Annotated in this window: 23 protein-coding genes; 10 read left to right on the forward strand and 13 right to left on the reverse strand. The window is 57.2% G+C overall.

Annotated features, from left to right (window positions below):
- The first annotated feature begins 52 nt into the window (after positions 1-52).
- Positions 53-2,155 (forward strand): ATP-dependent DNA helicase RecG, encoded by a 2,103-nt coding sequence (gene recG, locus J4P41_RS04085; protein WP_426066211.1) that lies wholly within the window; start codon positions 53-55, stop codon positions 2,153-2,155.
- Between the two features lie 97 nt (positions 2,156-2,252).
- Positions 2,253-3,926: a putative bifunctional diguanylate cyclase/phosphodiesterase gene (locus tag J4P41_RS04090; protein WP_023942661.1), complete on the forward strand. Its 1,674-nt coding sequence runs from the start codon at positions 2,253-2,255 to the stop codon at positions 3,924-3,926.
- A 43-nt stretch (positions 3,927-3,969) separates the two neighbouring features.
- On the opposite strand, the gene J4P41_RS04095 is transcribed toward J4P41_RS04090, so the two are convergent.
- Entirely contained in the window at positions 3,970-4,974 is a 1,005-nt protein-coding gene (locus J4P41_RS04095) for a lipid A deacylase LpxR family protein (RefSeq protein ID WP_023942663.1), read from the reverse strand.
- Between the two features lie 276 nt (positions 4,975-5,250).
- On the opposite strand from J4P41_RS04095, the gene J4P41_RS04100 reads away from it, so the two are divergent.
- On the forward strand, positions 5,251-5,955 hold the full coding sequence (locus J4P41_RS04100; RefSeq protein WP_426066212.1) for a cold-shock protein: 705 nt from the start codon (positions 5,251-5,253) through the stop codon (positions 5,953-5,955).
- 149 nt (positions 5,956-6,104) lie between these two features.
- Here J4P41_RS04100 and smpB read toward each other — a convergent pair whose 3' ends face one another.
- Genes smpB through J4P41_RS04120 form a run of 4 tightly spaced genes read right to left on the reverse strand, consistent with a single transcriptional unit; the run spans position 6,105 to position 9,117 of the window.
- Positions 6,105-6,599, reverse strand: coding sequence for an SsrA-binding protein SmpB (smpB, locus tag J4P41_RS04105; protein WP_007282084.1), 495 nt, complete (start codon positions 6,597-6,599; stop codon positions 6,105-6,107).
- Between the two features lie 9 nt (positions 6,600-6,608).
- Positions 6,609-7,532, reverse strand: a complete 924-nt coding sequence (dapA, locus tag J4P41_RS04110; protein ID WP_426066293.1) for a 4-hydroxy-tetrahydrodipicolinate synthase — start codon at positions 7,530-7,532, stop codon at positions 6,609-6,611.
- Positions 7,533-7,555: 23 nt separating this feature from the next.
- Positions 7,556-8,392 carry a prephenate dehydratase gene (locus tag J4P41_RS04115; RefSeq protein WP_023942669.1) on the reverse strand — a complete coding sequence of 279 codons (837 nt, stop codon included), beginning with the start codon at positions 8,390-8,392 and terminating at the stop codon, positions 7,556-7,558.
- Positions 8,392-9,117, reverse strand: a complete 726-nt coding sequence (locus J4P41_RS04120) for a 3-deoxy-manno-octulosonate cytidylyltransferase (protein WP_426066213.1) — start codon at positions 9,115-9,117, stop codon at positions 8,392-8,394. The genes J4P41_RS04115 and J4P41_RS04120 overlap by 1 nt, the downstream gene beginning before the upstream one ends.
- 74 nt (positions 9,118-9,191) lie before the next feature.
- Between J4P41_RS04120 and J4P41_RS04125 the strand changes: the two genes are divergently transcribed.
- From J4P41_RS04125 to J4P41_RS04135, 3 genes are all read left to right on the forward strand, one after another.
- Positions 9,192-9,986, forward strand: a complete 795-nt coding sequence (locus J4P41_RS04125; protein WP_426066214.1) for an inositol monophosphatase family protein — start codon at positions 9,192-9,194, stop codon at positions 9,984-9,986.
- Positions 9,987-10,078: 92 nt separating this feature from the next.
- The gene (gene serA / locus J4P41_RS04130; RefSeq protein ID WP_426066215.1) at positions 10,079-11,326 is read left to right on the forward strand and encodes a phosphoglycerate dehydrogenase; all 1,248 of its coding nucleotides are present in this window, start codon (positions 10,079-10,081) and stop codon (positions 11,324-11,326) included.
- A gap of 36 nt (positions 11,327-11,362) precedes the next feature.
- Complete coding sequence (locus J4P41_RS04135) at positions 11,363-12,880, forward strand: YifB family Mg chelatase-like AAA ATPase (protein WP_062025455.1); 1,518 nt, start codon at positions 11,363-11,365, stop codon at positions 12,878-12,880.
- Here the strand turns inward: J4P41_RS04135 and J4P41_RS04140 are convergent.
- The 3 genes from J4P41_RS04140 to J4P41_RS04150 are packed head-to-tail and all read right to left on the reverse strand — an operon-like array spanning position 12,860 to position 15,176.
- Positions 12,860-13,069 carry a hypothetical protein gene (locus J4P41_RS04140; protein ID WP_061933187.1) on the reverse strand — a complete coding sequence of 70 codons (210 nt, stop codon included), beginning with the start codon at positions 13,067-13,069 and terminating at the stop codon, positions 12,860-12,862. The two genes, J4P41_RS04135 and J4P41_RS04140, sit on opposite strands and share 21 nt — an antisense overlap.
- On the reverse strand, positions 13,069-14,286 hold the full coding sequence (metC, locus tag J4P41_RS04145) for a cystathionine beta-lyase (protein ID WP_426066216.1): 1,218 nt from the start codon (positions 14,284-14,286) through the stop codon (positions 13,069-13,071). Before metC ends, J4P41_RS04140 begins: the two co-directional genes overlap by 1 nt.
- Entirely contained in the window at positions 14,283-15,176 is an 894-nt protein-coding gene (locus tag J4P41_RS04150; RefSeq protein WP_426066217.1) for a sulfurtransferase, read from the reverse strand. The genes metC and J4P41_RS04150 overlap by 4 nt, the downstream gene beginning before the upstream one ends.
- Before the next feature lie 51 nt (positions 15,177-15,227).
- Between J4P41_RS04150 and J4P41_RS04155 the strand changes: the two genes are divergently transcribed.
- Complete coding sequence (locus J4P41_RS04155) at positions 15,228-16,304, forward strand: AI-2E family transporter (RefSeq protein ID WP_026017412.1); 1,077 nt, start codon at positions 15,228-15,230, stop codon at positions 16,302-16,304.
- Positions 16,301-16,927 (forward strand): endonuclease/exonuclease/phosphatase family protein, encoded by a 627-nt coding sequence (locus J4P41_RS04160; protein ID WP_426066218.1) that lies wholly within the window; start codon positions 16,301-16,303, stop codon positions 16,925-16,927. Before J4P41_RS04155 ends, J4P41_RS04160 begins: the two co-directional genes overlap by 4 nt.
- Positions 16,928-16,930: 3 nt before the next feature.
- Here J4P41_RS04160 and cls read toward each other — a convergent pair whose 3' ends face one another.
- Positions 16,931-18,343: a cardiolipin synthase gene (gene cls / locus J4P41_RS04165; protein WP_426066219.1), complete on the reverse strand. Its 1,413-nt coding sequence runs from the start codon at positions 18,341-18,343 to the stop codon at positions 16,931-16,933.
- 115 nt (positions 18,344-18,458) lie between these two features.
- On the opposite strand from cls, the gene J4P41_RS04170 reads away from it, so the two are divergent.
- Positions 18,459-19,175, forward strand: a complete 717-nt coding sequence (locus J4P41_RS04170) for an arginyltransferase (protein WP_426066220.1) — start codon at positions 18,459-18,461, stop codon at positions 19,173-19,175.
- Between the two features lie 4 nt (positions 19,176-19,179).
- Here the strand turns inward: J4P41_RS04170 and parC are convergent, their stop codons facing one another.
- Complete coding sequence (gene parC / locus J4P41_RS04175; RefSeq protein WP_426066221.1) at positions 19,180-21,390, reverse strand: DNA topoisomerase IV subunit A; 2,211 nt, start codon at positions 21,388-21,390, stop codon at positions 19,180-19,182.
- Between parC and J4P41_RS04180 the strand changes: the two genes are divergently transcribed.
- Complete coding sequence (locus J4P41_RS04180) at positions 21,367-21,843, forward strand: hypothetical protein (RefSeq protein WP_426066222.1); 477 nt, start codon at positions 21,367-21,369, stop codon at positions 21,841-21,843. The two genes, parC and J4P41_RS04180, sit on opposite strands and share 24 nt — an antisense overlap.
- Here J4P41_RS04180 and recO read toward each other — a convergent pair.
- From recO to rpsB, 3 genes are all read right to left on the reverse strand, one after another.
- Positions 21,803-22,597, reverse strand: a complete 795-nt coding sequence (recO, locus tag J4P41_RS04185; protein ID WP_426066223.1) for a DNA repair protein RecO — start codon at positions 22,595-22,597, stop codon at positions 21,803-21,805. The two genes, J4P41_RS04180 and recO, sit on opposite strands and share 41 nt — an antisense overlap.
- Positions 22,598-22,724: 127 nt before the next feature.
- The gene (gene tsf, locus J4P41_RS04190) at positions 22,725-23,633 is read right to left on the reverse strand and encodes a translation elongation factor Ts (protein ID WP_010501436.1); all 909 of its coding nucleotides are present in this window, start codon (positions 23,631-23,633) and stop codon (positions 22,725-22,727) included.
- A gap of 105 nt (positions 23,634-23,738) precedes the next feature.
- A complete protein-coding gene (gene rpsB / locus J4P41_RS04195) occupies positions 23,739-24,524 on the reverse strand; it encodes a 30S ribosomal protein S2 (RefSeq protein ID WP_010501435.1) in 786 nt (261 codons plus the stop codon).
- Between the last annotated feature and the right edge of the window lie 89 nt (positions 24,525-24,613).

Below are 24,613 nucleotides of genomic sequence, written 5' to 3' on the forward strand. Positions count from 1 at the left end.
CTGCCGTTTCATAGCCTGACACATCAAGAGGAGCCGGGGAGCGCCCGTTGCAATGCAGTCCGAACAGCCGTCTCCAGATCTTCTTGCCCCGCTCTTTGCACCCCTGACGTCCCTGCCCGGTATCGGGCCGCGACACGCCAGTCTGCTGGAAAAGATCGCAGGCGGACGGCGCGTCCTGGACCTGCTGTTCACTCTTCCCGAGCGGATCGTTGATCGTCGTATTCTGCGCACAGTTGCCGCCGGACACAATCTCGCGCCCGGAGAAATCCTGACAACACGTGTCCGTGTCGTTTCGATGCGCAAAGCTGCACGCCCCGGACAGCCCTCCGTCATCCGCACGGAAGACGATACGGGACGGCTGGATCTGGTCTTCTTCCAGCAGAAGAATATGCCAGCTCCGACTGTCGGTGCGGAACTTCTTGTGTCCGGCAAAACCAGCCGGTTTCAGGGCGAACTGACCATGCCGCAGCCGGATCACGTTACAAGCTGGAGTAAGCGGGATAGTTTTCCTCGACTTGAGCCCGTCTGGCCCCTGACGGCTGGCCTGTTTCCCTACACGGTGCGCAAGGCCATGAAGGCTGCTCTTGCCCTCCTGCCTGATTTTCCCGAATGGCAGGATCAGGCTCTTGTTCACAAACGACGTTGGCTGTCCTTTTCACAAGCCCTCAGGCTCATACAGGCGCCGGAAAACAGTCCTGCTGATGTGGAATGGGCGCCTCTGCGTGAGAGAGCTTTGACCCGCCTTGCAGCCGACGAACTTCTAGCTGACCAGCTCTGTTTTGGCCTCGCACGCCTCAAAGCCCGCAGCCGGTCGGGCCGAAGCATGCCGGGAGATGGCACACTCCGCGCCGAACTCAGCCGTCGCTTTGGTTACCCCCCCACGGAGGCACAATCACGCGCCATCGCGGAAATCCTGAAAGACATGGCGTCGCCCACGCCCATGATGCGCCTTCTTCAAGGCGATGTGGGAGCGGGTAAGACATTCGTCGCCATAAATGCCATGCTTCAAGCTGTGGAATCCGGCGCTCAGGCTGCGCTTATGGCTCCAACGGAAATTTTGGCCCGCCAGCATTTCGAGACCCTTTCCCGCCTTTGTCCGACCGAATGCGTGTATCTGAGCGGGACCATCAAGGGTGCAGCACGCCGGGAAACGCTGGCCGCAATCGCCGATGGAACGGCCAAAATCGTTATCGGGACACATGCCCTTTTTCAGGACGGCGTCACTTTCGCGGATCTCGGGCTGGCAGTCATCGACGAGCAGCATCGGTTTGGCGTTGAACAGCGGATGAACCTCAGCGCCAAGGGCGAGGCCACAGACATTCTGGTCATGACGGCTACGCCTATTCCCCGAACACTCCAGTTGATGGAATGGGGCGAAATGAGCGTCAGTCGTCTGGATTCAAAACCAGCAGGACGTCAGCCAATCCGCACAACGCTGCACAGTATGGAAGCAATGCCGGAAATTCTTGCTGCCATCTCCCGTGCGATTGCAGATAATGTACAGGTTTTCTGGGTCTGCCCGTTGATTGAGAACAGCGAAACCCAATCCGCCGCTGCCGCCGAAGAGCGCTGGGCCATGTTGAGCGAACGCTTTCCCGGTATCGTCGGGCTAGCGCATGGCAAACAGGATATCGCAATCCGCCAGGCCGCTCTTGAAGCTTTCCGCCTGGGAAAAACCCGCATTCTGGTTGCAACCACTGTAATCGAAGTGGGTGTGGACATCCCGAATGCCTCCGTCATGGTAATCGAACAGGCCGAACGATTTGGGTTGGCTCAGCTTCACCAGTTGCGCGGGCGCGTCGGAAGGGGGGCCAAAAAATCGTTCTGCCTGTTGCTCCATGATGGAATGGCCACGCCAACTGCCGTCAAACGCCTGACCCTTTTACGCGACACAAACGATGGATTTATGATTGCTGACGAAGATTACCGGATTCGCGGCGGTGGAGATCTCGCAGGAAATCGCCAGTCCGGCCTGCCTGGCTTTCGCCTGGCTCAAGGTCTGCGCCTGTCCCTTCTGGTGACGGCCATGCAACAGGATTCCGAACGGGAACTGGACCGGAACCCCCACCTTGAAGGAAAGCGGGGAGTAGCGCTTCGTACACTCCTAATGCTTTTTAATCGCCACGAACCAGACCGACTTTTGATCTCGGGTTAGAAGATCGTTAAAGATAAGTGTGTAATTCGAACATCTGAAGAAGGAACTTTTTCTACTTCAGATGGTTACAACGACTTAAGAATACTGGGCACTAAGTATGACGTTAACTGGCACAGATCGGCATGCAGCCTCTCTCCCGACAGGAAACATACCTGCCAGTTATCAACCCATTCTCAGAGTTGCCCTTGCCATTACTGGGGCTTCAGCAGCAGCCGTCTATAGTATTTCTACTGCAGCGTCGTCTGTCGAGATTTCGCATATAGGTCCATCTTTTGCAGATCATATCCGGAACCTCCCGATTTCCGACCTGCTTCAGTCTTCTTCAGTCGTAAAATTCAAAACCGAAAGTGGTCACAGCCTCCGTGGTATAGTCATTGGCAAATCTGCGCCTCAGCAGCAGGCATCCGCCACAGTCCTTCTGGCCTTCGCGCACGATGAGACCAAATTCCACGCGTCCAACGATACTGCCCTTGAAGACATGGCTGAACTGATAAGAGGTCCTGTAGAGAACTCGCCCTTCGCCATGCCTAATCGGCTCCAAACTCTGGAAGCCATCCAGTCCCATATTGATCGCACAAAAAATCTTACAAAGCGCGCAAACTTCGGGCTGATCTGGTTCAATCTCGATCACCTCTCATTCATTAATGAACGGTACGGCTGGGATATCGCGGATCAGATGCTGGAGGAGATTATCCGGCGTGTTGATATTCTTCTGCCTCCAAGAAGCTTTTTTGGCAGCATGGGAGGAGGTAATTTTGTCGTTCTGACACCACCGGGGCACACGGTCGTCACGACGAGATCCCTGATGACGTCAATCCTGCATACATCCGACACCCCAATCTATCTTGCTGAAATGTCACTTCCTTTTTCTCTTTCCGTCGGCTGGAGCATGTTTCCGGACAATGGAAAGTCCGTTGACGATCTGCTAACCGGCGCCAAAGCCGCATTGGTTGAAGCGCAGAGAGCAGGTGGCGGACATGAAAGACGCGCATCAACAGAAAAGACCGAACTCCATCTCCTGTCTTCCAGCCTTGAGCAGGATCTCGCACAAGCTGCTGAAAAGAATGCCCTCTTTCTAAAGTGGATGCCAATCGTCGATACGGCTTCCCAAAAAGTAGTCGCCCATGAAGCCCTGCTCCGGTGGAACAGGCCGAGACATGGTGAAGTTTCGCCAGAGCTTTTCATTCGATGCGCTGAAGAAGCCGGCATGGTTGAAGCCCTGGATACCTGGAGCCTTCGGCACGCGTGCAAGGCGGCATCCCAATGGGAAAAGCCCTATCGGGTCTGCGTCAATATTTCTCCTGTCTGGCTTGCAAGCGAAAGGCTCTCGAAACTCGTTGCAGAAATCCTGCAGGAAACGGGCCTCGCTCCCAGCCGCCTTCAGATAGAAATGTCAGAATCTCGCTTTTTTGGTCCGGAAGACATTACATTCCGTGAGCTGGCCCGCGTTCGGGCGTTAGGCGTACGCCTTGCTCTGGATGATTTTGGTTCAGGACACTCTTCTCTGGAACGTCTGCGTTTTTATCCGCTGGATCAGGTCAAGCTGGATAGAGGTTTCATAAAAGGTCTGGGCGAAAACGATCGTGCCAACGAAGTTATGTCTGCCGTTCTGGCCTTGGCGCGCGCCCTGAACATCACGACCTGCGCAAAGGGCGTAGAAACCGAGTACCAGATGGCGTTCCTGGACGCCTACGGTTGCGAGGAGGTCCAGGGATACCTGTTAGGATCACCCGTTCTGGACCAAACCCAGCCCCTTTCCCGATCCGCATAAAGAAACCCCGGAGAACCGGGGTTTCAAAACAATCCAACCCAGATCAGAACTTTACGGACAGCTTCAATGATCCGTAGTTGAACAATCCAGCCTTCTGGGTCTTAAATTGGGCAGTCTGCCAGTTCTGGCTATAAGACAGTCGCACACCGTGCCACATCACAGCCACACCGGCGTGAATTTCACCTACATCCCAGACCTTGTCGACATGAGGGGCATTTGCACGGACTGTGCTGCCCTGAAGACTGGAATCATACCCTACGGCCTGTCCTTCGACACCACCGTAGAAATACCATGCCAGCGGGCGAGTAGCACGGAAAGCATCTGTTCCATCCGTTCCCGGGCCAATTGTCGAGTTTCCAAAATCGCTGTTCAAACCCTGACCAATACGGAAGGTCGCGGCTGCATCAGCATAAGTACGATAGTCACCGGCTGCGCCAGAGACCGCAGGCAGAACGTCCATCCCAACGCCATAGATGTTCACGATTGGCAGACGCCAGATACGTCCTGCCTGAATCTGCATGATTGGCTGATTAGCCAACTGATGGCTCCAGCCTTTGTTAGGCGTATCACTGATCAGATTGTGGAAGCCGTTCTGAACCTGGCGCCCCAGACCTGCAGGTCCCATGACACCAAACTGGATTCCCATGACCGTACGGGACAGATCCGTATCATTAATAAGATTAATGGTTCCCAGCAGAAGACCTGCATACGGACGATCACCCTGCGGCGGTTGGGCCATCTGGGTTTCACGAGGCGTCATGATCAGCTGCTGCAATCCGATACTGATCCGCTGCTGCCCATTGCCCATCAGGAAGTGGTTCAGATTCGCAAACGGAAGCGGCAGATTGTCCGTACCCGACGTCCAGTTGATACGCAGACCCGATGTGTAATACTGGTCCGACGTTCCCTTAAGCGTTGAAACTGCATCGTTTTCCCCCTGGATCGTCCAGGTCCCGTAGGGGTCCTGAAGAGGGGTCGCCATGGCGGACGAAGAGGCCAGTGCAAGCAGGGCTGTTGCCCCGAGGGAAAGAGTCAGTCGGGTCTGCATAGGCACCTCTGTTCTCACGAACGATCAGGATCTGGGGCATTTATAATGCGTTGTATGTCATCTCCGGGCTATGAAGCAAAGCCTTCCAGCGCTCGTGACAATCTTAAAATCCACGCGAGTTGGGCGCTTCTCTCACTTTCGTTGTGGCAGCCGAGCAAAAAACCATGCTAGTGATTCTCTTAGAGGAAGGCGCTGGCGCTGAACTCACCTTTTTTGAAATACGTCACGGCAGGGAATTGACCCCCTCTGTGGCGCCCCAGTCTCGGGATTAGACCGTTGAGAAACAACAGAACCGACCGCAGCTTTAACTCACCTCGCCGCGGCGGGTTTGACGGGGACTATTCGTCCCAGCCGTCCTATGGTGACCGTGGTGGCTTCGGTGGCGGTGGCGGCGGCTTTGGCGCCCCTCGTCGCGGTGGCGGTGCAGGCAGCAGCTTCGTCACAGCATCCGGCCCAGAAATCAGCTCCCGCGTTAAGTGGTTCAACACGGAGAAGGGCTTCGGCTTCGTGGAACTGGCTGACGGCTCTGGCGACGTATTCCTGCACGCCAACGCTCTTGGCAACGCTGGCGTAAGCAGCGTCAATCCGGGCGCAACCGTTGTTGTTCGCATCGGTCAGGGCCCGAAGGGTCGCCAGGTTGCAGAAGTTCTTTCCGTTGACGAAAGCACGGCTGAAGCACCGCGTGCGCGCGCTCAGTTCGGAGCTCCGCAGCAGCCGCGCTTTGGTGGTCCGTCCGCTCGTCCGGGCCGTCCGGCTCCTGATCTGTCCGATGCACAGGACATCCGCGGCACCGTGAAGTGGTACAACTCCACGAAGGGCTTCGGCTTCATCACGCCTGATTCCGGCGGCAAGGACATCTTCGTTCACGCTTCCGCTCTTGAGCGTTCCCAGCTTGCTACCCTCGACGAAGGCCAGACGATCAACGTCAAGGTTGTTCAGGGCCAGAAGGGTCCGGAAGCTGCTGTCATCAGCGCTGACTGATCTCGCTTCAGCTCTTTGCTGAACAAATAGAAAAACCGCTGTGGACTAGGTCCACAGCGGTTTTTTTTGTTCCGTATGAGCAAAAGCGACTTCCAATGACAGGGCGAAACCAGTTCGCCAAGATCTCGAAAACTCATGCCATCGAAGATTTAATAATCCCGCCCCTTGCTTCGGATCAGGCGCGCCTTATCACGCTGCCAGTCACGCTCGGCAATTGCATGACGCTTGTCTTCTTTCTTGCGCCCCTGCCCCAATCCAATCGTTACTTTTGCGACGCCACGGGCATTGAAATGGATATCCAGCGGCACAAGGGAAGCGCCCGCACGTGTTACAGCTGATAGATAATGAGCAATCTGCTTCTTGTGCATCAAAAGCTTACGAGGCGCCCGCGGCTCGAAGCGTGACAGCACCCCACCCTGATATTCAGGGATATAAGCATTGAAGAGCCAGATCTCTCCATCACGCTCTGCCGCATAAGCTTCTGTGATGGTCGAACGCCCTAGCCGGAGGCTCTTCACCTCAGGCCCCTTCAGAACAATACCAGCTTCTGTGGTTTCAAGAATCGTATAGTCGAACCGGCCTTTACGGTTCTGAGCGACGATCCCATGAGAGATCATGCCGCTCTTCTCTTTTTTTCCGGCCATCTAGAAATATCAGTCCAATAAATCGAGAGAACGCAAGGCCGCATCAATCGCCTTACGCGTTGCATCCTGAGGCTCAACCAGCGGCAGACGCAGAGTGGCGGTACAGAGACCCAGTCGGGACATAGCGTATTTGACCGGCCCAGGGTTGCTTTCCATGAACATCGCGTCATGCAACGGAGACAGCTGATCCTGAAGAGCGATCGCGTCCTGCACGCGCCCCTCATTCCAGGCCGCATGCATCTGTGCGCACAGATCCGGCACGACATTGGACGTCACGCCGATGCAGCCATCACCACCAGAAGCAAGGAACGAAACAACCGTATTGTCATCACCGGAAAGCTGATTCAGCGGCTTCTTCACATGACGACGCACGGCAATCGGGCGCGCCATATTGGCGGTGGCATCTTTCACACCCACGATATTCGGATGCTGACCCAGACGCCCCAGCGTTTCAGGAGTAATATCCACAACTGAACGGCCTGGAATGCAATATAGATACATCGGCAGCGGCGTCGCGTCCGCTATCGTCATAAAATGACGATAGAGACCTTCCTGTGTCGGCTTATTATAATACGGCACAACGACCAGCAGGCTGTCCGCACCGACAGAATGAGCATGCTTCGCCATCTGAACAGCTTCAGATGTGCTGTTTGAACCTGCCCCTGCCATGACAGGTACACGCCCATTCGATGTCTCGACACAGTGCGCGATAATCCTGCCATGCTCTTCATGAGACAGGGTCGGACTTTCTCCGGTAGTGCCAGCCGGAACGAGACCACTGGTACCGGCTTTGATCTGGCGCTCGATAAGCTTTGTCGCCACACCGAAATCGATACGTCCATCCGTATCCATCGGAGTAACCAGAGCCGTCAGCGACCCCCGATACATGCCCGTCTCCACCATCGTCTCGCCTCTGCTCATCATGCGTTCCATCCTGCTCATCCGATCCGTCAACGTCATATGCCGGAACGGGCAAGACTGCGTGGGTATGCACCCAAAATCTTCAAGTTATCACTGACCTGCTCCAGTTCTTTCAAAGCGGCTGCAAGCGCAGGCTGCTCCGGATGCCCTTCGACATCCATCAGGAACTGCGTCGCCGTGAAAGAACCGTTCAGCATGTAGCTCTCAATCCGGGTCATGTTTATACCATGCCGCGAAAATCCACCCAATGCCGCGTAAAGCGAACCAGCCGTGTTTCCAACCCGCATCAGAAGCGTGGTCAACGTATCGCTCCGGCTGACATCAGGAAAGTCCGGTGCAGGTGCTACACGGTAAAACCGCGTCGTATTATGGGCGGCATCTTCCACATTCCGCCGCAAAACCGTCAGGCCATTCAGTTCGCCAGCAAGAGAAGACGCGATGGCAGCATCCTCTTTACGCCCCCATTTTGCCACCAGTTCCGCAGCTCCGGCGGTGTCGAACTCCGGCACGGCTTCAAGGTTCAACTCACGAATGAGCTTGCGAACCTGCCCCAAGGCTACGGGATGGGTATGCAGACGCCTGATATCGGAGATTTCAGTGCCTGGCACCCCCAGAAGGCAATGCTCAACACGCTGAAAATGCTCCCCTACGATGTGCAGGCCCGCCTCCGGCAAAAGGGAATGAATATCTGGTACGCGCCCTGCAAGGGAATTTTCACAGGCCAAAAGTGCTTCATCCGCGCGGCCATCATGAACAGCCTCAATCGCAGCTGCAAAACTTGCGCATGGCAGAGTTGTCCAGCCCGGACGGGCCTGACGGCATGTGAGATCCGAATAGGCGCCAGGCCGCCCCTGAAAAGCAATGACCGGCATCAGACCAACTTCCTCACTCGTTCCAGATCTTCAGGCGTATCAACACCCTGAGGCGCGTGTTCAATACGTGCACATCCAATGGTCATCCCGGCTTCCAGCGCCCGAAGCTGCTCCAGGCTCTCCCGGCGTTCAAGTGCAGAAGGCTGTAGGGAAACAAAGCGCTCAAGTGCCTCCCGACGCCATGCGTAGACTCCAACATGATGCCAGTGCGGACCAGCGCCCCATGGGATCGGCAGGCGTGAAAAATAAAGCGCTCGCGCAACCGAACGCTCCCCGAAGTCACAGGCGATCTTTACCACCTGTTCGGCATTTCGCTCCCATTCGCTTTGGACAGGAGCTGCAAGCGTGCCGATGTCGAAGCTGTCTTGTTTCAGAGGCTCAAGAACTGCTGCCAGACTGGCAGGCTCAATAAGCGGCAAGTCGCCCTGAAGGTTGATAACCACATCATGTTCGCCAGCGGAATCAACCTGCTGAAGGGCAGCATGAACACGGTCCGAACCACTGGCCAGCGACGAGTCGGTCAAAACGCCTTGCACGCCTTCCAGCCCACTGATCGCATCAAGAATGTCCTGATCCCCGGCTGCGACCACCACTGTTCCAATTTTTGCTTCAAGAGCCCGTTTCGCAACACGGACAATCATGGGAAGACCGCCAATATCCGCAAGGGGCTTGCGCGGAAGACGGGTCGAGGCAAGTCTGGAAGGAATGATAATGATCGGGCGCATGGTCCTTCTGATGCCGCCCGCCTGATCGGGCGTCAATCTCACACACGGCTTTCTGACGGAAATTGAAGGAAAATATGATCGAAACAGTTCTGAACAAGGCGTTTGCCGTCGCCGAAGCCTGTGCCAATGCCACCCGCAGGACGGTCATCCCTCATTTCCGCACCTCCTTGCAGGCGGATGCGAAATCCGATGACAGCCCTGTCACCGTGGCCGATCGTACTGCCGAAAAAGTCATGCGCGCTATTCTGGAAGACGCTCTTCCGGACCATGCCATTCTTGGCGAAGAAAGCGGCATGAGCGGGCATGAAAGCGACTGGCTCTGGGTTCTGGACCCCATCGACGGAACACGCGCATTTCTGACGGGGCGCCCAACCTTCGGCACCCTGATTTCTCTTTTTCATCAAGGCCGTCCGGTGTTGGGTCTGATTGACCAGCCACTGACTGGGGAACGATGGATTGGTGCTGTGGGGCAGAAAACACGCTTCGTTTCGGACCGCTTGCCCGGCACGATCGGAACACGTCTTTGCCCAAGCTTGAAAGAATCCGAGTTATCCTGCACTTCGCCGGAAATCATGACGCCTGCCCATACGCCCCGTTTTGCCAACCTTCAAAAACATGTTCGGCGAACCTCATGGGGAGGGGATTGCTACGCCTATGGACTACTGGCGCTCGGCCAGATTGACGTGATTGCGGAATGCACGATGAACCCTTGGGACTGGGGCGCTCTGGTGCCCGTTATCGAGGGCGCGGGCGGTAGCATCACCGACTGGCAGGGCCAGCCCCTCAGCCTTGATAGCGATGGAACGGTTCTGGCCTGCGGCAACCCTGCCCTGCTTCCAGAGATCGTGAGCCACCTTTCCCATTTGTGAACGATGCGTTAGGCATGACGCCCCGGTGATCATGGGCCGGGACAGGTTGGAATGAGAGCCGGAGCCTTCCGGTTCAGGACCGGGATGGAAATATGGACGCGCAATTCTCTCTCCCCAAAAACAAGATCCGCATTCTCCTGCTTGAAGGCATCCATGAGAGTGCTGTCGAGCATTTCAATGTGCAGGGTTATGCAGAGGTCACACGCCTGAAAGGCGCCCTTGAAGGCGATGCTCTCAAGGAAGCGCTTCAAGGCGTGCACATGGTGGGGATCCGCAGCCGGACGCAGCTCACACAGGAGGTCATCGAGTCCGCTGACCGCCTGATGGCAATTGGCTGCTTCTGTATCGGAACAAATCAGGTCGATCTGACGGCAGCACGGATGGCGGGTATTCCCGTCTTCAATGCCCCGTACAGCAACACACGTTCTGTCGCCGAGCTGGTGATGGGCGAAGTGGTCATGCTGATGCGCCGTATTCCGTCCCGTTCTGAACAGTGCCATCAGGGCGGCTGGGACAAATCCGCCATCAATGCATGGGAAGTTCGTGGCAAGACGCTGGGTATTGTCGGTTACGGCTCAATCGGCTCGCAGCTTTCCGTTCTGGCCGAAGCCTTCGGTATGCGCGTCCTGTACTACGATATCATGCCACGCCTTCCCCATGGCAATGCAGTTGCTGTTGCCACGCTGAAAGATCTTCTGGCTCAGTCGGATGTCGTGACGCTCCATGTTCCGCAAACACCGGACACGGATCTGCTGATTGGCGAAGCTGAAATCCGGGCAATGAAGCCCAACTCCATCCTGCTCAACAACGCGCGCGGTAATGTCGTGGACCTGGAGGCGCTGGCTGCTGCTCTCAAGGACGGCCACCTCATGGGCGCAGGTGTGGACGTTTTCCCGGTCGAACCGAAGATTGCTGGCGAGCGTTTTGTTTCCCCGCTTCAGGGTCTGGAAAACGTGCTTCTCACCCCGCATATCGGCGGCTCCACGATGGAAGCGCAGGAGCGGATCGGCGTTGAAGTCGCGCGCAAACTGGTAGACTATTCGGATGTTGGCTCCACCATTGGTGCCGTAAATTTTCCGAGCGTACAGCTTCCGGAGCGGCCACGTGGCACGCGTTTCATGCACGTTCATGCCAATCGTCCCGGCATCATGCGGCAGATCAACGAACTGTTCGCAGCCGAGAACTGCAATGTGACGGCACAGTATCTGCAAACGGATGGTGAAGTCGGATACGTCGTCGTTGAAGCCGAATCGACTGGCCCTGACATGGACCAGCAGCTTCTGGACGGTCTGCGCGCTATGGACGGTACGCTCCGTGCACGCCTGATTTACCAGCGTTAACCATCCAGTAATATGTTCTGGCTACGATCTCGTCCCATGACGACATCCGGCCAGAACACACCTCCCAAAACGACACCTACTCTCGCCCGTATCCAGAGCTTCGCCTTCTCAGGCATCGAAGCGGTTCCGGTCACGGTCGAAGTTCAGGTTTCTACCGGTTTGCCTGCGTTTCTGGTCGTCGGCATGGCCGATAAATCTGTTGGAGAAGCGCGCGAACGCGTTCGCGCCGCTCTCACAGCGATGGGCCTCGCGCTTCCACCCAAACGTATTCTGGTCAATCTGGTGCCTGCCGACCTCATCAAGGAAGGCGCACATTTTGACCTTCCCATTGCCTTGGGTCTGCTGGTGGCGATGGGACTTTTGCCGTTCGAAGCCGTGTCTGCTTATGCCGCCGTTGGAGAATTGTCTCTGGATGGGCGTGTTAATCCAATCAACGGCGTGCTGTCGGCCGCTCTGGGTGCCGCGACAGAGGGGCTAGGTCTGATCTGTCCTTCGCTTCAGGGTACGGAAGCACGATGGGGCAATCCCGATCATGACATTCTGGCGCCGGAAACATTACTGGCGCTTGTTTCCCATTTCCGGGGCGAACAGGTTCTGACGCCTGTCCCACCGGCGCAAGGCTACATTCCCGATTACGGGCCAGACCTTGCAGACGTCAAAGGTATGGCACTGGGTCGGCGCGCTCTGGAGATTGCCGCTGCCGGTGGACATTCAGTTCTCATGAGTGGACCGCCCGGCGCGGGAAAATCCATGTTGGCATGTCGTTTGCCAAGTATTCTGCCGGATCTCACAACGGAAGAAATGCTGGAAACCAGCCGTATTCATAGTGTCTCCGGTCTTTTGAAAGAGGGACGCCTGACCGTTCGGCCGCCTTATCGTGCTCCGCATCACAGTGCGAGCCTCCCGGCCATGGTCGGTGGAGGTGCGAAAGCGAGACCCGGTGAAGTCAGTCTGGCGCATAACGGGGTGCTGTTCCTTGATGAACTGCCCGAATTCTCCCGCTCCTGTCTGGAATCGCTACGTCAGCCTATTGAGACCGGGTCCATCTCCATCGCACGCGCTGCCCAGCACACGACTTATCCAGCCCGTTTCCAATTTATTGCCGCGATGAACCCCTGCCGGTGCGGCTATCTGGGAGACCCGGAACGGAGTTGTCGTAAAGCGCCACGCTGCGGTGAGGATTACAGTGCCAAAATCTCAGGTCCCATGCTCGATCGCATGGATATCTGCGTGCAGATTGACCCTCTCTCCCCTGTAGAAATCAGCCGGGCACCGCGTGGTGAAGACAGTGCGACAGTTCGGGCCCGCGTTGAAAAAGCGCGGGCACGGCAGATCGAACGACAGGGTGCTTGCAATGCTCAGGTCTCACCAGACCTGTTTGTCATGGATGATGATGCTCGCTCCATGGCCGAACAGGCCGCCGAGAAAATGCGCCTCTCCAATCGGGGGCTGACACGCCTGATGCGGGTTTCCCGAACCATTGCGGATCTGGAAGGCACGCAGCAGATTCAACGCCATCACGTTGCCGAAGCCTTAGGGTTTCGGCGGCGTTGATCCGTTCTTACGTCGACCCAGATCCCGAAAAGACGGAATCATGGCGACCATGATGAACAGCGTGATCCAGAAATTGATCTGGTGGAACATCGCCGTTCCATACAGCCAGAAACCATAAAGCAAAGTTGCGGTCATGACGGCATAACCGACCAGCATGACCCACCAGATAATCCATTCCTTGCTTGGCATTACTGATCCACCCCTGCCAAACCATCCAGTCCGCGCGCCAGATCTGCCTTGAGATCCTCCACGTTCTCCAGACCAATATGCAGGCGGAAGGTTGCTGCTTTTGGCCCACCGTCTCCCGTCACGCGGCGAACATGTCCGGTCGTGGGCAGCACAAGGCTTTCGTAGCCTCCCCAGGAGGCCCCGATCCCGAACATGCTCAGACCGTCGATCATCCGCTCCGCCGCCACGACACTGATGTCCGGCTGAAGCTCAACACCGAACAACCCGCATGCACCCGTAAAATCACGCTTCCAGATGTTGTGCCCCGGACAGTCTTCCAGAGCCGGATGCAGCACGAGCGCCACTTCCGGACGTGTTTTTAGCCATTGAGCAATTTCAAGTGCGGAACGGGACTGATGAGCGAGGCGCACACCCATGGTTCGCAGACCACGAAGGGTCAGCCAGCAGTCATCCGGGCTGGCACACTGGCCAAGCTGGATGGAGGCATCCCGCAAGGTCTTCCAATGCGTCTCATCATTGACCGTGATGGAGCCGATAATAACGTCCGAATGGCCTCCCGGATATTTCGTCAGGGCCTGAATCGACACATCGACCCCATGCTCGAACGGCTGGAAAACACCGATTCCCCATGTGTTATCGAGGAACAGTAACGCCCCGGCCTGATGGGCCACGTCCGCCAGCATTGGCACGTCCTGCACTTCGAATGTGTGGCTGCCGGGGCTTTCAGCAAAAATGATGCGCGTTTCAGGCCGGGTCAGGGTCTCAATTTCTGCGCGTGTCGCCATTGGAGCGTAGTACGTTGTGCTAACGCCCAGACGTTTGAGCATGGTGTCAGCAAAGCGGCGCGTTGGCCCATAAACCGAGTCGGGCAGAAGCAGATGGTCGCCCTGCTCCAGAAACGCCAGCAGCGGCGTGGTACAGGCACTCAGACCGGAATTGACAACTTGTGTGTGGGTCCCGCCCTCAATGGCCGATAACAGGACTTCAAGTTCGTGCTGGATCGGTGTTCCCATTGCGCCATAAACCGCCTTATGGGCATGGCTACGACCATCCATCCGGTTCATGGATTCAAGCGTGGGGAACAGGACCGTCGAACCGCGCGAGACGGGCAGATTCACCAGTGTTCCGCTCTCGCTGGCCTCTGCACGCCCACCCTGTACAAGAGTTGATGCCAAGCGGTTCCAGCCCGCGCTGACGCGTGTTGCGAGATCGCTCATGCCTGTTCTCCCGTCACAATCGGCGCATCCGGATCACTTCCCCATTCTGCCCAAGACCCATCATAAAGTGCGCCATCCGGCAGTCCGGCGATTGCCAGCCCAGCCAGAAGTGTTGCGGCTGTCAGTCCTGACCCGCAGCTTGTAATCACCCGGCGCCCGGCAACCGGTGCGAACAGGGAGCGAAGCGTTTCCGGCGGCAGGAAGTAACCATGCTCGTCGATAAGCCGTGTCCAGTCCATGCTGAGAGCGCCCGCCATACGGCCACCGCGCACGCCCGGTCTCGGCTCAGGAACAGACCCCGCAAAACGCCCACGACTGCGGGCATCCAGAACAACCGTCTGAGAGGGTGCGTTCAGAATATCACCGCTCCCTGCCAGCAGACCGTAACGCGGACGCGTTCTGTACTGAGCAGGCTCCACACCCACAGGGTCTCCGCGTTCAACCGAGCCACCAGCTTCCCGCCATGCAGCCAGACCGCCATCCAGAATCCTGACATTCCGGTGCCCAAACAGGCGTGCCAGCCACCAGCCCCGACAGGCTCCGACGCTTCCCTTTCCGTCATAAAAAACGATTGGCGTGTCTTCGGTCAGACCGAGTTCGCCCATCAGACGCGCAAACCGGGCGGCACCCGGAACAGTATGCGGCAGGCGGCTCTCCGGATCGGCAAAGACATCAATGTCGAATCGACGTGCACCCGGAATATGGGCCTCACGGAACGCAGCGTCCGGATTCCCGTTCTGACCGGGCAGGAGAACGCTGGCATCCAGCGGAACGTAAGCCGTTGTCCCTGCAAGGAGGTCCTGTGCGGCAAGAAGCGGTGAATTCGTCATTCCTCTACCATAGGTCGAGGGATGCGCGGGACGCCAGAGCGTGGCAGACTGTTCAGCCATGAATATGCAGGTCCCTGCCTTGAAGCCATTGACCCCCCGGAAGTCTGTTCCATGACAACAGAGCGGATCATTCTGGGCTTCGTCCTTGTTGGCATAGCCTATGGATGCGGCGTCATCCTCTGGCCGTTCCTTTCGGCCATCCTCTGGGCGGCTATCCTCACTTTTTCCAGTTGGCCCATCTACCGATGGCTGAGACGCCATATCCGGCCGTCGCTTGCCGCACTGGGCATGATGTTTCTCAGTGCCGTGACCATTATCGTTCCCCTGTCGGTTCTCACATCCGCTGGAATCAGTGACATCCCGGAAACGATTGGCACTCTGGATACGCTCCTTCTCAGGGCAGGCTCGGCCGGACCACCTCCAGCCTGGATGGCTCATATCCCGCTGGCAGGGCCCCATCTGGTCGAATGGTGGCACCATCTGACCCATGACGTTGGCGCGGCCACGGAAATGCTGCGTCCCTATTTCGGCCAGATCGCTCACTACACGCTTGCCATCCTGATGAAGCTGGCCAGTGGTCTGGTGGAGCTTGTCATGGCTTTGTTTGTGGCATTCTTCCTCTGGCTGAACGGCGATTCGCTGGGTCTCACTATTACCGCGCTGATCGCCCGGATCGCTGGCCCTCGTGCCACCCCCCGTCTCATCAATGTCATCGGACGGACAATCCGGGGAACGGTGTACGGGGTACTGGGTACGGCAATCATTCAGGGTGTTCTGACAGGGATCGGCCTCATGATTGCAGGTGTTCCTTCCCCGGTTCTTCTGGCGGGTATTGCAGCGTTTGTTGCGGTCTTTCCCATTGGCGCGCCTTTGATCTGGATACCCGCGGCCATCTGGCTTGGTATGACCCACCATGTGGGGCATGGGCTGTTTCTGGCGGCTTACGGCGTAATCGTTATTTCCGGTGCGGACCATCTGATCCGACCGATCTTCATCTCACGTGGCGCGCAGTTACCCTATCTGCTGACCGTTCTGGGCGTTCTTGGCGGGGTTGTGGCTTTCGGCGGCCTCGGGATTTTCCTTGGCCCCGTCCTGCTGGCTGTTGGATACACGCTTACCAGTGAATTCGCTGCTGGCCCTCACCGACCAGAACCACGGCATCTTTATATTTCGGAGTCTTCCAAGTGACGGCATCGCTTCTGTCCGGCTCACCTTTTCGTATTCTGAGCTGGAACCTTCTTCGCTGGGACGGCGCATCGCTGGAAGACGTTCTGACCGTGATTCGTGCGGAAGATCCGGACGTCGTTCTGATGCAGGAAGCGCAGGTACCAGTTGATGTTCTGCCTGAAATCTTGGGGGGCTATTATGATCGTATTCCGCTTCCCGGTCGCCCGCATGGCACGGCATGCTGGAGTCGTCTGCCGTTCACGCGACCGCCGTCTTTCTGCCATCTGCCGCGTGGACTGGTTGTGAAGCGCACGGCGCAGATCATCGATTTCGGAAGTTTTTCCTTGGCCAACGTGCACCTGTCCCATGGACAGATCCTCAACCGTCGACAGCTTCGCAGCCTGACGACCAGCATGCATCGACGCGCTGTCATCATGGGGGATTTCAATCTTGTGGGCCCAGTCATGCTCCCCGGATTTCATGACGTTGGCCCCAAGGAAAAAACCCACCGGATGCTGGACCGCCTTCCCCTGCGATTGGATCGTTGCCTTGTCCGCGGCGTGAATCGCCTGGAAGCCCGTGCACTCCCGCGTTTCGGCTCGGATCACCGTCCGATTTCCGTCACGCTGCGCCTCACGCCCTAAGCCTTACAGATAGGGCAGGAAAAGCCTGAGTGCTGCATTACGGATCTGGATCAGATAGGGTGTCCGATCAATGTCGTGGTGGGTCAGTCGGTTTTTGCGATGCGTATCCATGAAGGCTGACAGATCCCGAGCTACGTCCCGATCGTAAATTTCCAGATTGATTTCGAAGTTCAGGCGTAGAGAGCGGACGTCCAGATTGGTGCTCCCAACAAAACTCCATTCCTCATCCACGACCATCAGCTTGGAATGATTGAACGGCGGATTGGCCATCCAGACCCGACACCCCGCATCCAGAAAAGGTCTCAGGTTGGCGTCGCGTGCAAAATCAATAATCGCGTGATTGCTGCTTTTCGGCACAACAATATCAATCACAACACCCCGTAAAGCTGCCAGATTGAGAGCCGAGGTAAAGCGGTCATCCGGCAGGAAATAGGGTGTCATGAGACGCACATGTTTCTTGGCCAGAGTAATGGCCTGCAACATGCCATATTCAATCTTCTCAAGATCGGCATCCGGGCCAGACGTAACGATCCGCATGGGAATATCGCCGACGGGCAGCGGTTCGGGCAGGTAAGGTTCGCCCTTGAGTTCTTCTCCCGTCGTGAAAGACCAGTCCCATGCAAATGCCACGGACAACTGATGCACGACCGGTCCACGCAGCTCGAAATGTGTATCCGCGACAGGGAGTTTTGTCCGTAGGCGAAGCATGTTTTCTTCGCCAATGTTCAGTCCGCCCATGAAACCGACCCGACCATCCACAACAAGTATCTTGCGATGGTTGCGGAGATTGATGAACGGCATGCGCCATGGCCATACGGAATGCATGAACCGGGAACATTTCACGCCATCGCGTCTGAGACGTCGCTCTATAGCACAGCGGAAATAGCCGCTCCCGATTCCATCCACCAGAACACGGACTTCCACACCACGTCTGTGTGCGTCCACCAGAGCTTCAGCAAACTGCTCACCAATCCGGTCTGCCCGGAAAATATAAGAGCAGAGAATAACCGATGTTTTCGCCTGCCGGATGGCGTCTATCATGACAGGATAGGCATTATCACCATCGTGCAGAACCTTCACGGAGTTCCCGCGCATCAAGGGGCGCTCTGTAAGACGACCCAGCATTTTTGCAAGCGGAGCCAGGTCCCCTTCCATCACCTGCCGGTACTTGGCGAGGAGTTCGCGCCCTTCCCAGGAGTGATGGTCGATCATCTTGCGCGCCCGGCGATGAACACGGTTGATACCGAACATCACGTAAAGTGCGGTTCCAAGAAATGGCCCGATCCAACAGACGCCAATCCACGCAGCGCACGCGGACGTGTTGCGTTTGTGGCGCAAGGCATGGAGTGTGACCATAATGGGCAGTGCCCAGCGAAGGCACGTCAGAACGAAATCCAGAACAGGCCAGTGCCTCATAAAACTCCCTGGCAGACCGAGACTGTGCTCTTTCCGCGAAGATGATGGATGCGTCAGCCGGATGTCTGAGCTACGCTAGGCAATCAATCCGGTATTTTCCAAGAGGAGCGACCCTGTGCAGCATCGTCCTCAGCTCTTCTATACGACAGAGCCAGCTCCCTGCCCGTACCTGCCCAACCGCATGGAGCGCAAGGTACTGACAGATCTTTCTGGCCCCGATGCTGCCTCCCTGCATGACCGTCTTTCCCAGGCCGGGTTCAGACGCAGCCACACGATTGCCTATGCCCCCGTCTGCATGGACTGCCGGGCCTGCAAACCGATGCGCCTGCCTGTGGCTCTTTTCCAGCCATCCCGCACACAGCAACGCATCTGGAAACGCCATCAGGACGTCAAGGCTGCCATTACAGCGCCAATTCCAACGCAGGAACAGTTTGCACTGTTTCAGGCGTATCAGAAAAGCCGCCATACAGATGGGGATATGGCCCATATGTCCTGGCAGGACTACGCCGATCTGATCTCAAACACTCCGGTCGAAACCATTGTCATAGAGTTTCGCACGTCGGCAGACCAACTCGTCTGTGTGTCTCTTGTCGATGTCATGTCGGACGGACTGTCCGCCGTGTACACCTTTTACGACCCCACGACCCCTGCTGCATCCTGGGGAACATTCTCGATCCTGTGGTTGCTCCATCTGGCCAAACAGCGCGGACATCTTCACCTCTATCTGGGGTATTATGTCCCTGGCAGTCAGAAAATGGCTTACAAAGCCACCTTCCAGCCTGCCGAGATTTTTCAGGGTGGTCACTGGACGCCCCTGATTCTCTCCGCCTGAAAGGTTAGTTCGGTTTGCGCAGCATCCATTGCGGTGCAGCCTTCCCGACCGCCCCACGGCGCCCTTCCAGCGGTGCCAGATCGGCAGCCGGGCGGACGCGCTGTCCCTCCTGCCACATAAGTCCATCCTCAAGCGTGAAAGCCCGGAGATCACGCAGTGTGCTCTCTCCAAGCTTCTGGAAGGAGACGCCCGATCCACGGCTCATCTCCGGCACCTGCTCCATTGGGAAGATCAGGGCACGCTTGTTTTGCCCCAAAGCCAGCACATGCGTTCCAACAGCCGGGATGCAGGCGAAGATGCTTTCGCCCTCCTTGACGTTGAAGACCTGCTTACCGGTCCGCTTCTCCGCCACGATCCCAGCTTCAGAAACAATCATGCCACGCCCACTCTCAGACGCGATCAGGCGCTTGCCGTCTTCCATGACAGGGAACATCGCAACCACACGCTCTTCCTGTGCAATATCCACAAGCGTCCGAACAGGCTGACCAAAGCCACGTCCACGGGGCAGATCCGCGGCTTTGAGCGTGAACGCCTTGCCTCCACTGGCAATCAGACAGATCCGATCCGTGCTCTGACATTCCGCCATGAGACCGGCTTCGTCCCCTTCTTTGAAGCGATGCCCCTGTGGGTCCAGCCCATGTCCCTTCATGGCCCTGATCCAGCCTTCGCGAGACAGAAGAATGGTCAGCGGTTCGCGATCCACTTCAAGCGCTGCCGAAATATCGATAGCTTTAGGGGGCTGTGCAATCCGCGTCCGTCGATCGCCCAGCGGGCCACTTCCGAACTTCTTGATCGTCGCATCCAGATCCTTGCCAATCCGGGTCCAGCGGCGCTTTTCAGATCCCAGAAGGGTCTCAAGAGATTTGCGTTCATCCGCAAGGGCATCACGCTCCTTGCGGATCTCCATTTCTTCCAGCCTGCGCAGCGAACGCAGACGCATGTTGAGAACGGCTTCCGCCTGAATATCCGTCAGGGTGAAGGTCTTCATCAGACTGACCTTCGGCTCATCTTCTTCCCGGATGATGCGAATGACTTCATCCAGATTGAGATAAACCGCGAGAAAACCATCCAGGATTTCCAGACGGCGCAGAACGGCCGCAAGACGATGGTTGGACCGACGCACCAGCACTTCATGGACATGCGCCAGCCAGGCCTGAATGACCTGCTTGATTGACAGCACACCCGGCACGCGGTCTCCGCCGAGAACATTCATGTTCAGACTGAAGCGGTTTTCCAGCGCCGTATTGCGGAACATCGTCTCCATCAGGACTTCAGGGTCACACCCCTTGGTCTTGGGCTCCAGCACCAGACGGATCTCCATCGTGCTCTCATCCCGCACGTCTCCGAGCAGCGGCAGCTTACGCTGCTCCATCAGCTCGGCGATCTGTTCGATCAGACGGGACTTCTGAACCTGATAGGGAATTTCCATGACAACGATGCACCAGGTTCCAAACCTGCCCTGCTCCACTTCCCAGCGCGCACGCGTCCTGAAGCTGCCACGACCGGTTTCATAGGAACGAATGATCGACTCGCGATCTTCAACCAGAATACCGCCGGTCGGGAAATCCGGACCGGGAATGAAATCGACCAGTTCAGCGACGGTCGCATCAGGTTTTTCGATCAGATACTTCGCCGCATGACAGATTTCTGCGGCGTTATGAGGCGGAATACTCGTCGCCATGCCGACGGCAATACCGGCCGCTCCATTAGCCAGCAGGTTCGGGAATGTGCCTGGCAGAACGACAGGTTCGTGGTCTTCGTTATCGTAAGTCGGGCGGAAATCCACGGCATCATCGTTGATACCGTCCAGCAGCGTCTGTGCAATTTCGGTCAGGCGGCTTTCCGTATAACGCATGGCCGCTGCGCCATCGCCGTCGATGGAGCCGAAATTACCCTGCCCTTCGACGAGCGGATACCGAACGGCAAAATCCTGCGCCAGACGCACCAGTGCTTCGTAAACGGACGCATCACCGTGCGGGTGAAACTTACCGATTACGTCACCGACGACACGTGCACACTTTTTAAACCCTGATGTGGGATCAAGGCGTAGCTGCTGCATCGCATAGAGGAGGCGCCGGTGCACCGGCTTGAGACCATCACGCACATCCGGAAGGGACCGCGACATGATCGTCGACATCGCATACGCAATATATCGCTCGCTCAGAGCCTCCGCGAGCTTGGTATCCTCAATATGACCCGCCAGATCAACGCCCATGCACTTCCCCTTTTCTCAGCAGGACTTAGACACTGGCGCCCGCTCCTGTCCAGCGTTGCGCTCGTTCTTCTTTCAGCCTGTTCGCCATACCGGCCGATCCTTCATGAAGAAGACACGCTGGCCCGCAACGGCTTCGTCGCCCATCAGGCTGATACCACAGCCCGATGGCAGATGATGAACCTGCTGCCTCCGAACACCATGACCTATCGCATGCAGGGCAATATCGCCGTGATGCTCTATGCCGACCCGACCGCATGCGGGTGCGTCTATATGGGCAATATGGTGGCCTATCACGCCTATCAGCTCAGCCACCCTGTTTCCGCCGATGATGAGCAGCGCATGACAGCGGAAATCAACCAGCATCCGGGATGGGACTGGTCCGTCTGGAACTGGACTGCCGACCCGGATGTCGTCAGCGGGGTTCGTCCGGGTCCTGTGCAGGTTCGATATTGAGATCTTCGGTGACCTCATCTTTTCCGGCCAGCCTGCGAAGACGCTCGAACAGCCTTTCGCGCGCCGCAGGCAAGGGCTGGTGCCGCACGCCAAAAACCCACCGTGAAAGAAAGTGGCCGGTCAGCGTCATTCCTGCCAGCCAGTCTTCAGGGCTGCCGTCTTCGGTTTCATTGGCCAGAAGCGCAGGAAGCACCAACAACCGATCGCGCCAGGCACCAGCGCCCTCTTCGCTTACGGCACGCCCGGACTTTGGGGAGACAAAATTCAGGTTGTCACACCCTCCGGTGACGGCACAGGCAGAAAGATCCAGCCCGTAACCCAGTTCGCCCAGCAATTCTCGTTCCCAGCGCAGATAGGCCGCTATGGGAGGCGGCTCAGGCGCAATTCCTATCAACGTCAAAAGCCGGATCAGGCGCATGAAAAGTTCGGGATGAGCTTCCCCTTGGGGTAGAGCACCATCCGCCAGAGCGCACGCACTACTCACCATGGCCAGTTGAAGAGGAAGATCAAGCAGTCTTGCCCCTACACTCTGAACAGGTTCAGCCGTAACGGCACCAAGCTGATCTGACAGTCTGGCACGCCAGCGCGCCATGACAAGATTACCTGTTTGCCACAGAGGGGCCTGTTTTCTGGACCCGCCACCGCGCACCATTCCGTGTGAAACGCCATGCTCTTCGCTCAGCAGATGAACAAGAGCACTGCCTTCTCCGTAAGGACGAACAGACAGGACAAGCGCAGCCGCTTCCCACTCCATCACAGCACGATGCTCCCGACAAAGACCAAAAACAGAAAAACTCCCGCACGAGTACCGTGCGGGAGTTTCCAATCTCTTTCGGTTTCAACCAGGCAGACAAGCCTGCCTGGTCAAATGGAAAAAGACCTTACTTGGTGCCAGCAGCAGCAGCCACTTCGGCAGCGAAGTCGTTTTCTTCCTTCTCGATGCCTTCACCAAGCTGGAAGCGCTCGAAGCCAACCAGCTTCGCGCCAGACTTTTCCACAACCTTGGCCACGCGGCTTTCGCCATCGAGAACCCAGACCTGCTCCAGAAGAACGACTTCTTCGTAGAACTTGCGGATACGACCTTCGACCATCTTCTCGATGATGGCTTCCGGCTTGCCGGAATCACGGGCCTGTTCGATCAGAACCGTACGCTCACGCTCCAGGGACTCCGGATCGACGCTTGCAACATCCAGAGCAGCCGGACGGGTTGCAGCAACATGCATGCCAATCTGGCGGCCGAGCGTCAGGAGAGCGTCGGACTCGGACGGAGCCTGAAGGGCTGCGAGAACGCCGATCTTGCCAATGCCCGGGCGCAGTGCGCTGTGGACGTAGCTGGCGACAACACCGGACTCAACGGACAGAACGCGAGCGCGACGGATCGACATGTTCTCGCCGATCGTAGCGATCAGATGCGTCAGTTCGTCGGCAACCGTACGGCCGGACGGAACCTTGGCTGCCTTGATGGCTTCCAGATCTTCGCCAACTTCCAGGGCAACCTGAGCAACCTGCTCAACGAAGGCCTGGAATGCTTCGTTACGGCCAACGAAGTCCGTCTCAGCGTTGACTTCAACCATAGCGGCGCGGTTCGGACCGGAGACAACGCCAACCAGACCTTCAGCCGTTGTACGGCCGGACTTCTTGGCAGCCTGGGACAGACCCTTGGTGCGAAGCCAGTCGATGGCTGCTTCCATGTCAGCAGCGGCTTCCGTCAGAGCCTTCTTGCAATCCATCATGCCTGCGCCGGTCTTCTCGCGCAGTTCGCGAACCAGGGCTGCGGTGATTTCTGCCATGTTCTCTTATCCCTCGAAAAGATCATGCGGCCGAGCGTAAACGCCCGACCGCATGCATGTTTCTTCCAGTTACCGCATCTTCAGATGATGACACGGCACGCTGTCTCAGTTGGCGGCTGGAGCCTGCTCTTCAGCGGCTTCCAGAACAGCCGTCTCAGCCGGCAGTTCTTCTTCAGCACCGATGTCATGACCCGAAGCAGCCAGTTCAGCGGAAATACCGTCCAGAACTGCGCCGGAGATCAGGTCGCAATACAGCGTGATCGCACGGATTGCATCGTCGTTGCCCGGGATCGGGAACGTAACGCCAGCCGGGTTGGAGTTGCTGTCCAGAATGCCGATGACCGGGATACCCAGCTTGTTGGCTTCTTCAACAGCCAGCTTTTCCTTGTTCGTGTCGATCACGAAAATCAGGTCCGGCAGGCCGCCCATTTCCTTGATGCCGCCGAGGGAACGCTCGAGCTTCTCGCGGTCGCGCGTGATGTCGAGAACTTCCTTCTTCGTCAGACCAGCCGTGTCACCAGCAAGCATTTCATCGATCTGGCGCAGACGCTTGATGGAGCCCGTGATGGTCTTCCAGTTCGTCAGCATGCCGCCGAGCCAGCGATGGTTCACATAGTACTGACCGCAACGCTGTGCAGCTTCAGCAACGTGCTCAGCAGCAGCGCGCTTCGTGCCAACGAACAGAACGCGGCCACCGTTGGCAACCGTCTCACGGACCAGCTTCAGAGCGCGGTCGAGCAGCGGAACCGTCTGCTGCAGGTCGATGATGTGGACCTGGTTGCGAACACCGAACAGGTACGGCGCCATGGCCGGGTTCCAGCGACGGGTGTGGTGACCGAAGTGAACACCGGCTTCGAGCAGCTGGCGCATGGTGAATTCTGGCATTGCCATGATTCAAATTCCTAGCATCTGGTTGGACCTCCGCATGGCGACGTCCCTTGCGGAACACCAGAAAACCTCAGGGCCATGCGTGCGGATTG

It is taken from the genome of Gluconobacter sp. NFX36, assembly GCF_049887835.1.
GTDB lineage: Bacteria > Pseudomonadota > Alphaproteobacteria > Acetobacterales > Acetobacteraceae > Gluconobacter > Gluconobacter japonicus_A.

Bases quoted from the DNA above. Each gene is read 5' to 3' on its own strand.
- J4P41_RS04180 (WP_426066222.1), top strand. From the start codon at position 21,367: ATGACCCGCCAGATCAACGCCCATGCACTTCCCCTTTTCTCAGCAGGA.
- J4P41_RS04090 (WP_023942661.1), top strand. From the start codon at position 2,253: ATGACGTTAACTGGCACAGATCGGCATGCAGCCTCTCTCCCGACAGGA.
- smpB (WP_007282084.1), bottom strand. From the start codon at position 6,599: ATGGCCGGAAAAAAAGAGAAGAGCGGCATGATCTCTCATGGGATCGTC.
- tsf (WP_010501436.1), bottom strand. From the start codon at position 23,633: ATGGCAGAAATCACCGCAGCCCTGGTTCGCGAACTGCGCGAGAAGACC.
- cls (WP_426066219.1), bottom strand. From the start codon at position 18,343: ATGAGGCACTGGCCTGTTCTGGATTTCGTTCTGACGTGCCTTCGCTGG.
- J4P41_RS04150 (WP_426066217.1), bottom strand. From the start codon at position 15,176: ATGGCTGAACAGTCTGCCACGCTCTGGCGTCCCGCGCATCCCTCGACC.
- J4P41_RS04140 (WP_061933187.1), bottom strand. From the start codon at position 13,069: ATGCCAAGCAAGGAATGGATTATCTGGTGGGTCATGCTGGTCGGTTAT.
- J4P41_RS04155 (WP_026017412.1), top strand. From the start codon at position 15,228: ATGACAACAGAGCGGATCATTCTGGGCTTCGTCCTTGTTGGCATAGCC.
- recG (WP_426066211.1), top strand. From the start codon at position 53: ATGCAGTCCGAACAGCCGTCTCCAGATCTTCTTGCCCCGCTCTTTGCA.
- parC (WP_426066221.1), bottom strand. From the start codon at position 21,390: ATGGGCGTTGATCTGGCGGGTCATATTGAGGATACCAAGCTCGCGGAG.
- rpsB (WP_010501435.1), bottom strand. From the start codon at position 24,524: ATGGCAATGCCAGAATTCACCATGCGCCAGCTGCTCGAAGCCGGTGTT.
- J4P41_RS04120 (WP_426066213.1), bottom strand. From the start codon at position 9,117: ATGCGCCCGATCATTATCATTCCTTCCAGACTTGCCTCGACCCGTCTT.
- J4P41_RS04115 (WP_023942669.1), bottom strand. From the start codon at position 8,392: ATGCCGGTCATTGCTTTTCAGGGGCGGCCTGGCGCCTATTCGGATCTC.
- J4P41_RS04095 (WP_023942663.1), bottom strand. From the start codon at position 4,974: ATGCAGACCCGACTGACTCTTTCCCTCGGGGCAACAGCCCTGCTTGCA.
- J4P41_RS04125 (WP_426066214.1), top strand. From the start codon at position 9,192: ATGATCGAAACAGTTCTGAACAAGGCGTTTGCCGTCGCCGAAGCCTGT.
- J4P41_RS04135 (WP_062025455.1), top strand. From the start codon at position 11,363: ATGACGACATCCGGCCAGAACACACCTCCCAAAACGACACCTACTCTC.
- serA (WP_426066215.1), top strand. From the start codon at position 10,079: ATGGACGCGCAATTCTCTCTCCCCAAAAACAAGATCCGCATTCTCCTG.
- dapA (WP_426066293.1), bottom strand. From the start codon at position 7,532: ATGGAACGCATGATGAGCAGAGGCGAGACGATGGTGGAGACGGGCATG.
- metC (WP_426066216.1), bottom strand. From the start codon at position 14,286: ATGAGCGATCTCGCAACACGCGTCAGCGCGGGCTGGAACCGCTTGGCA.
- recO (WP_426066223.1), bottom strand. From the start codon at position 22,597: ATGGAGTGGGAAGCGGCTGCGCTTGTCCTGTCTGTTCGTCCTTACGGA.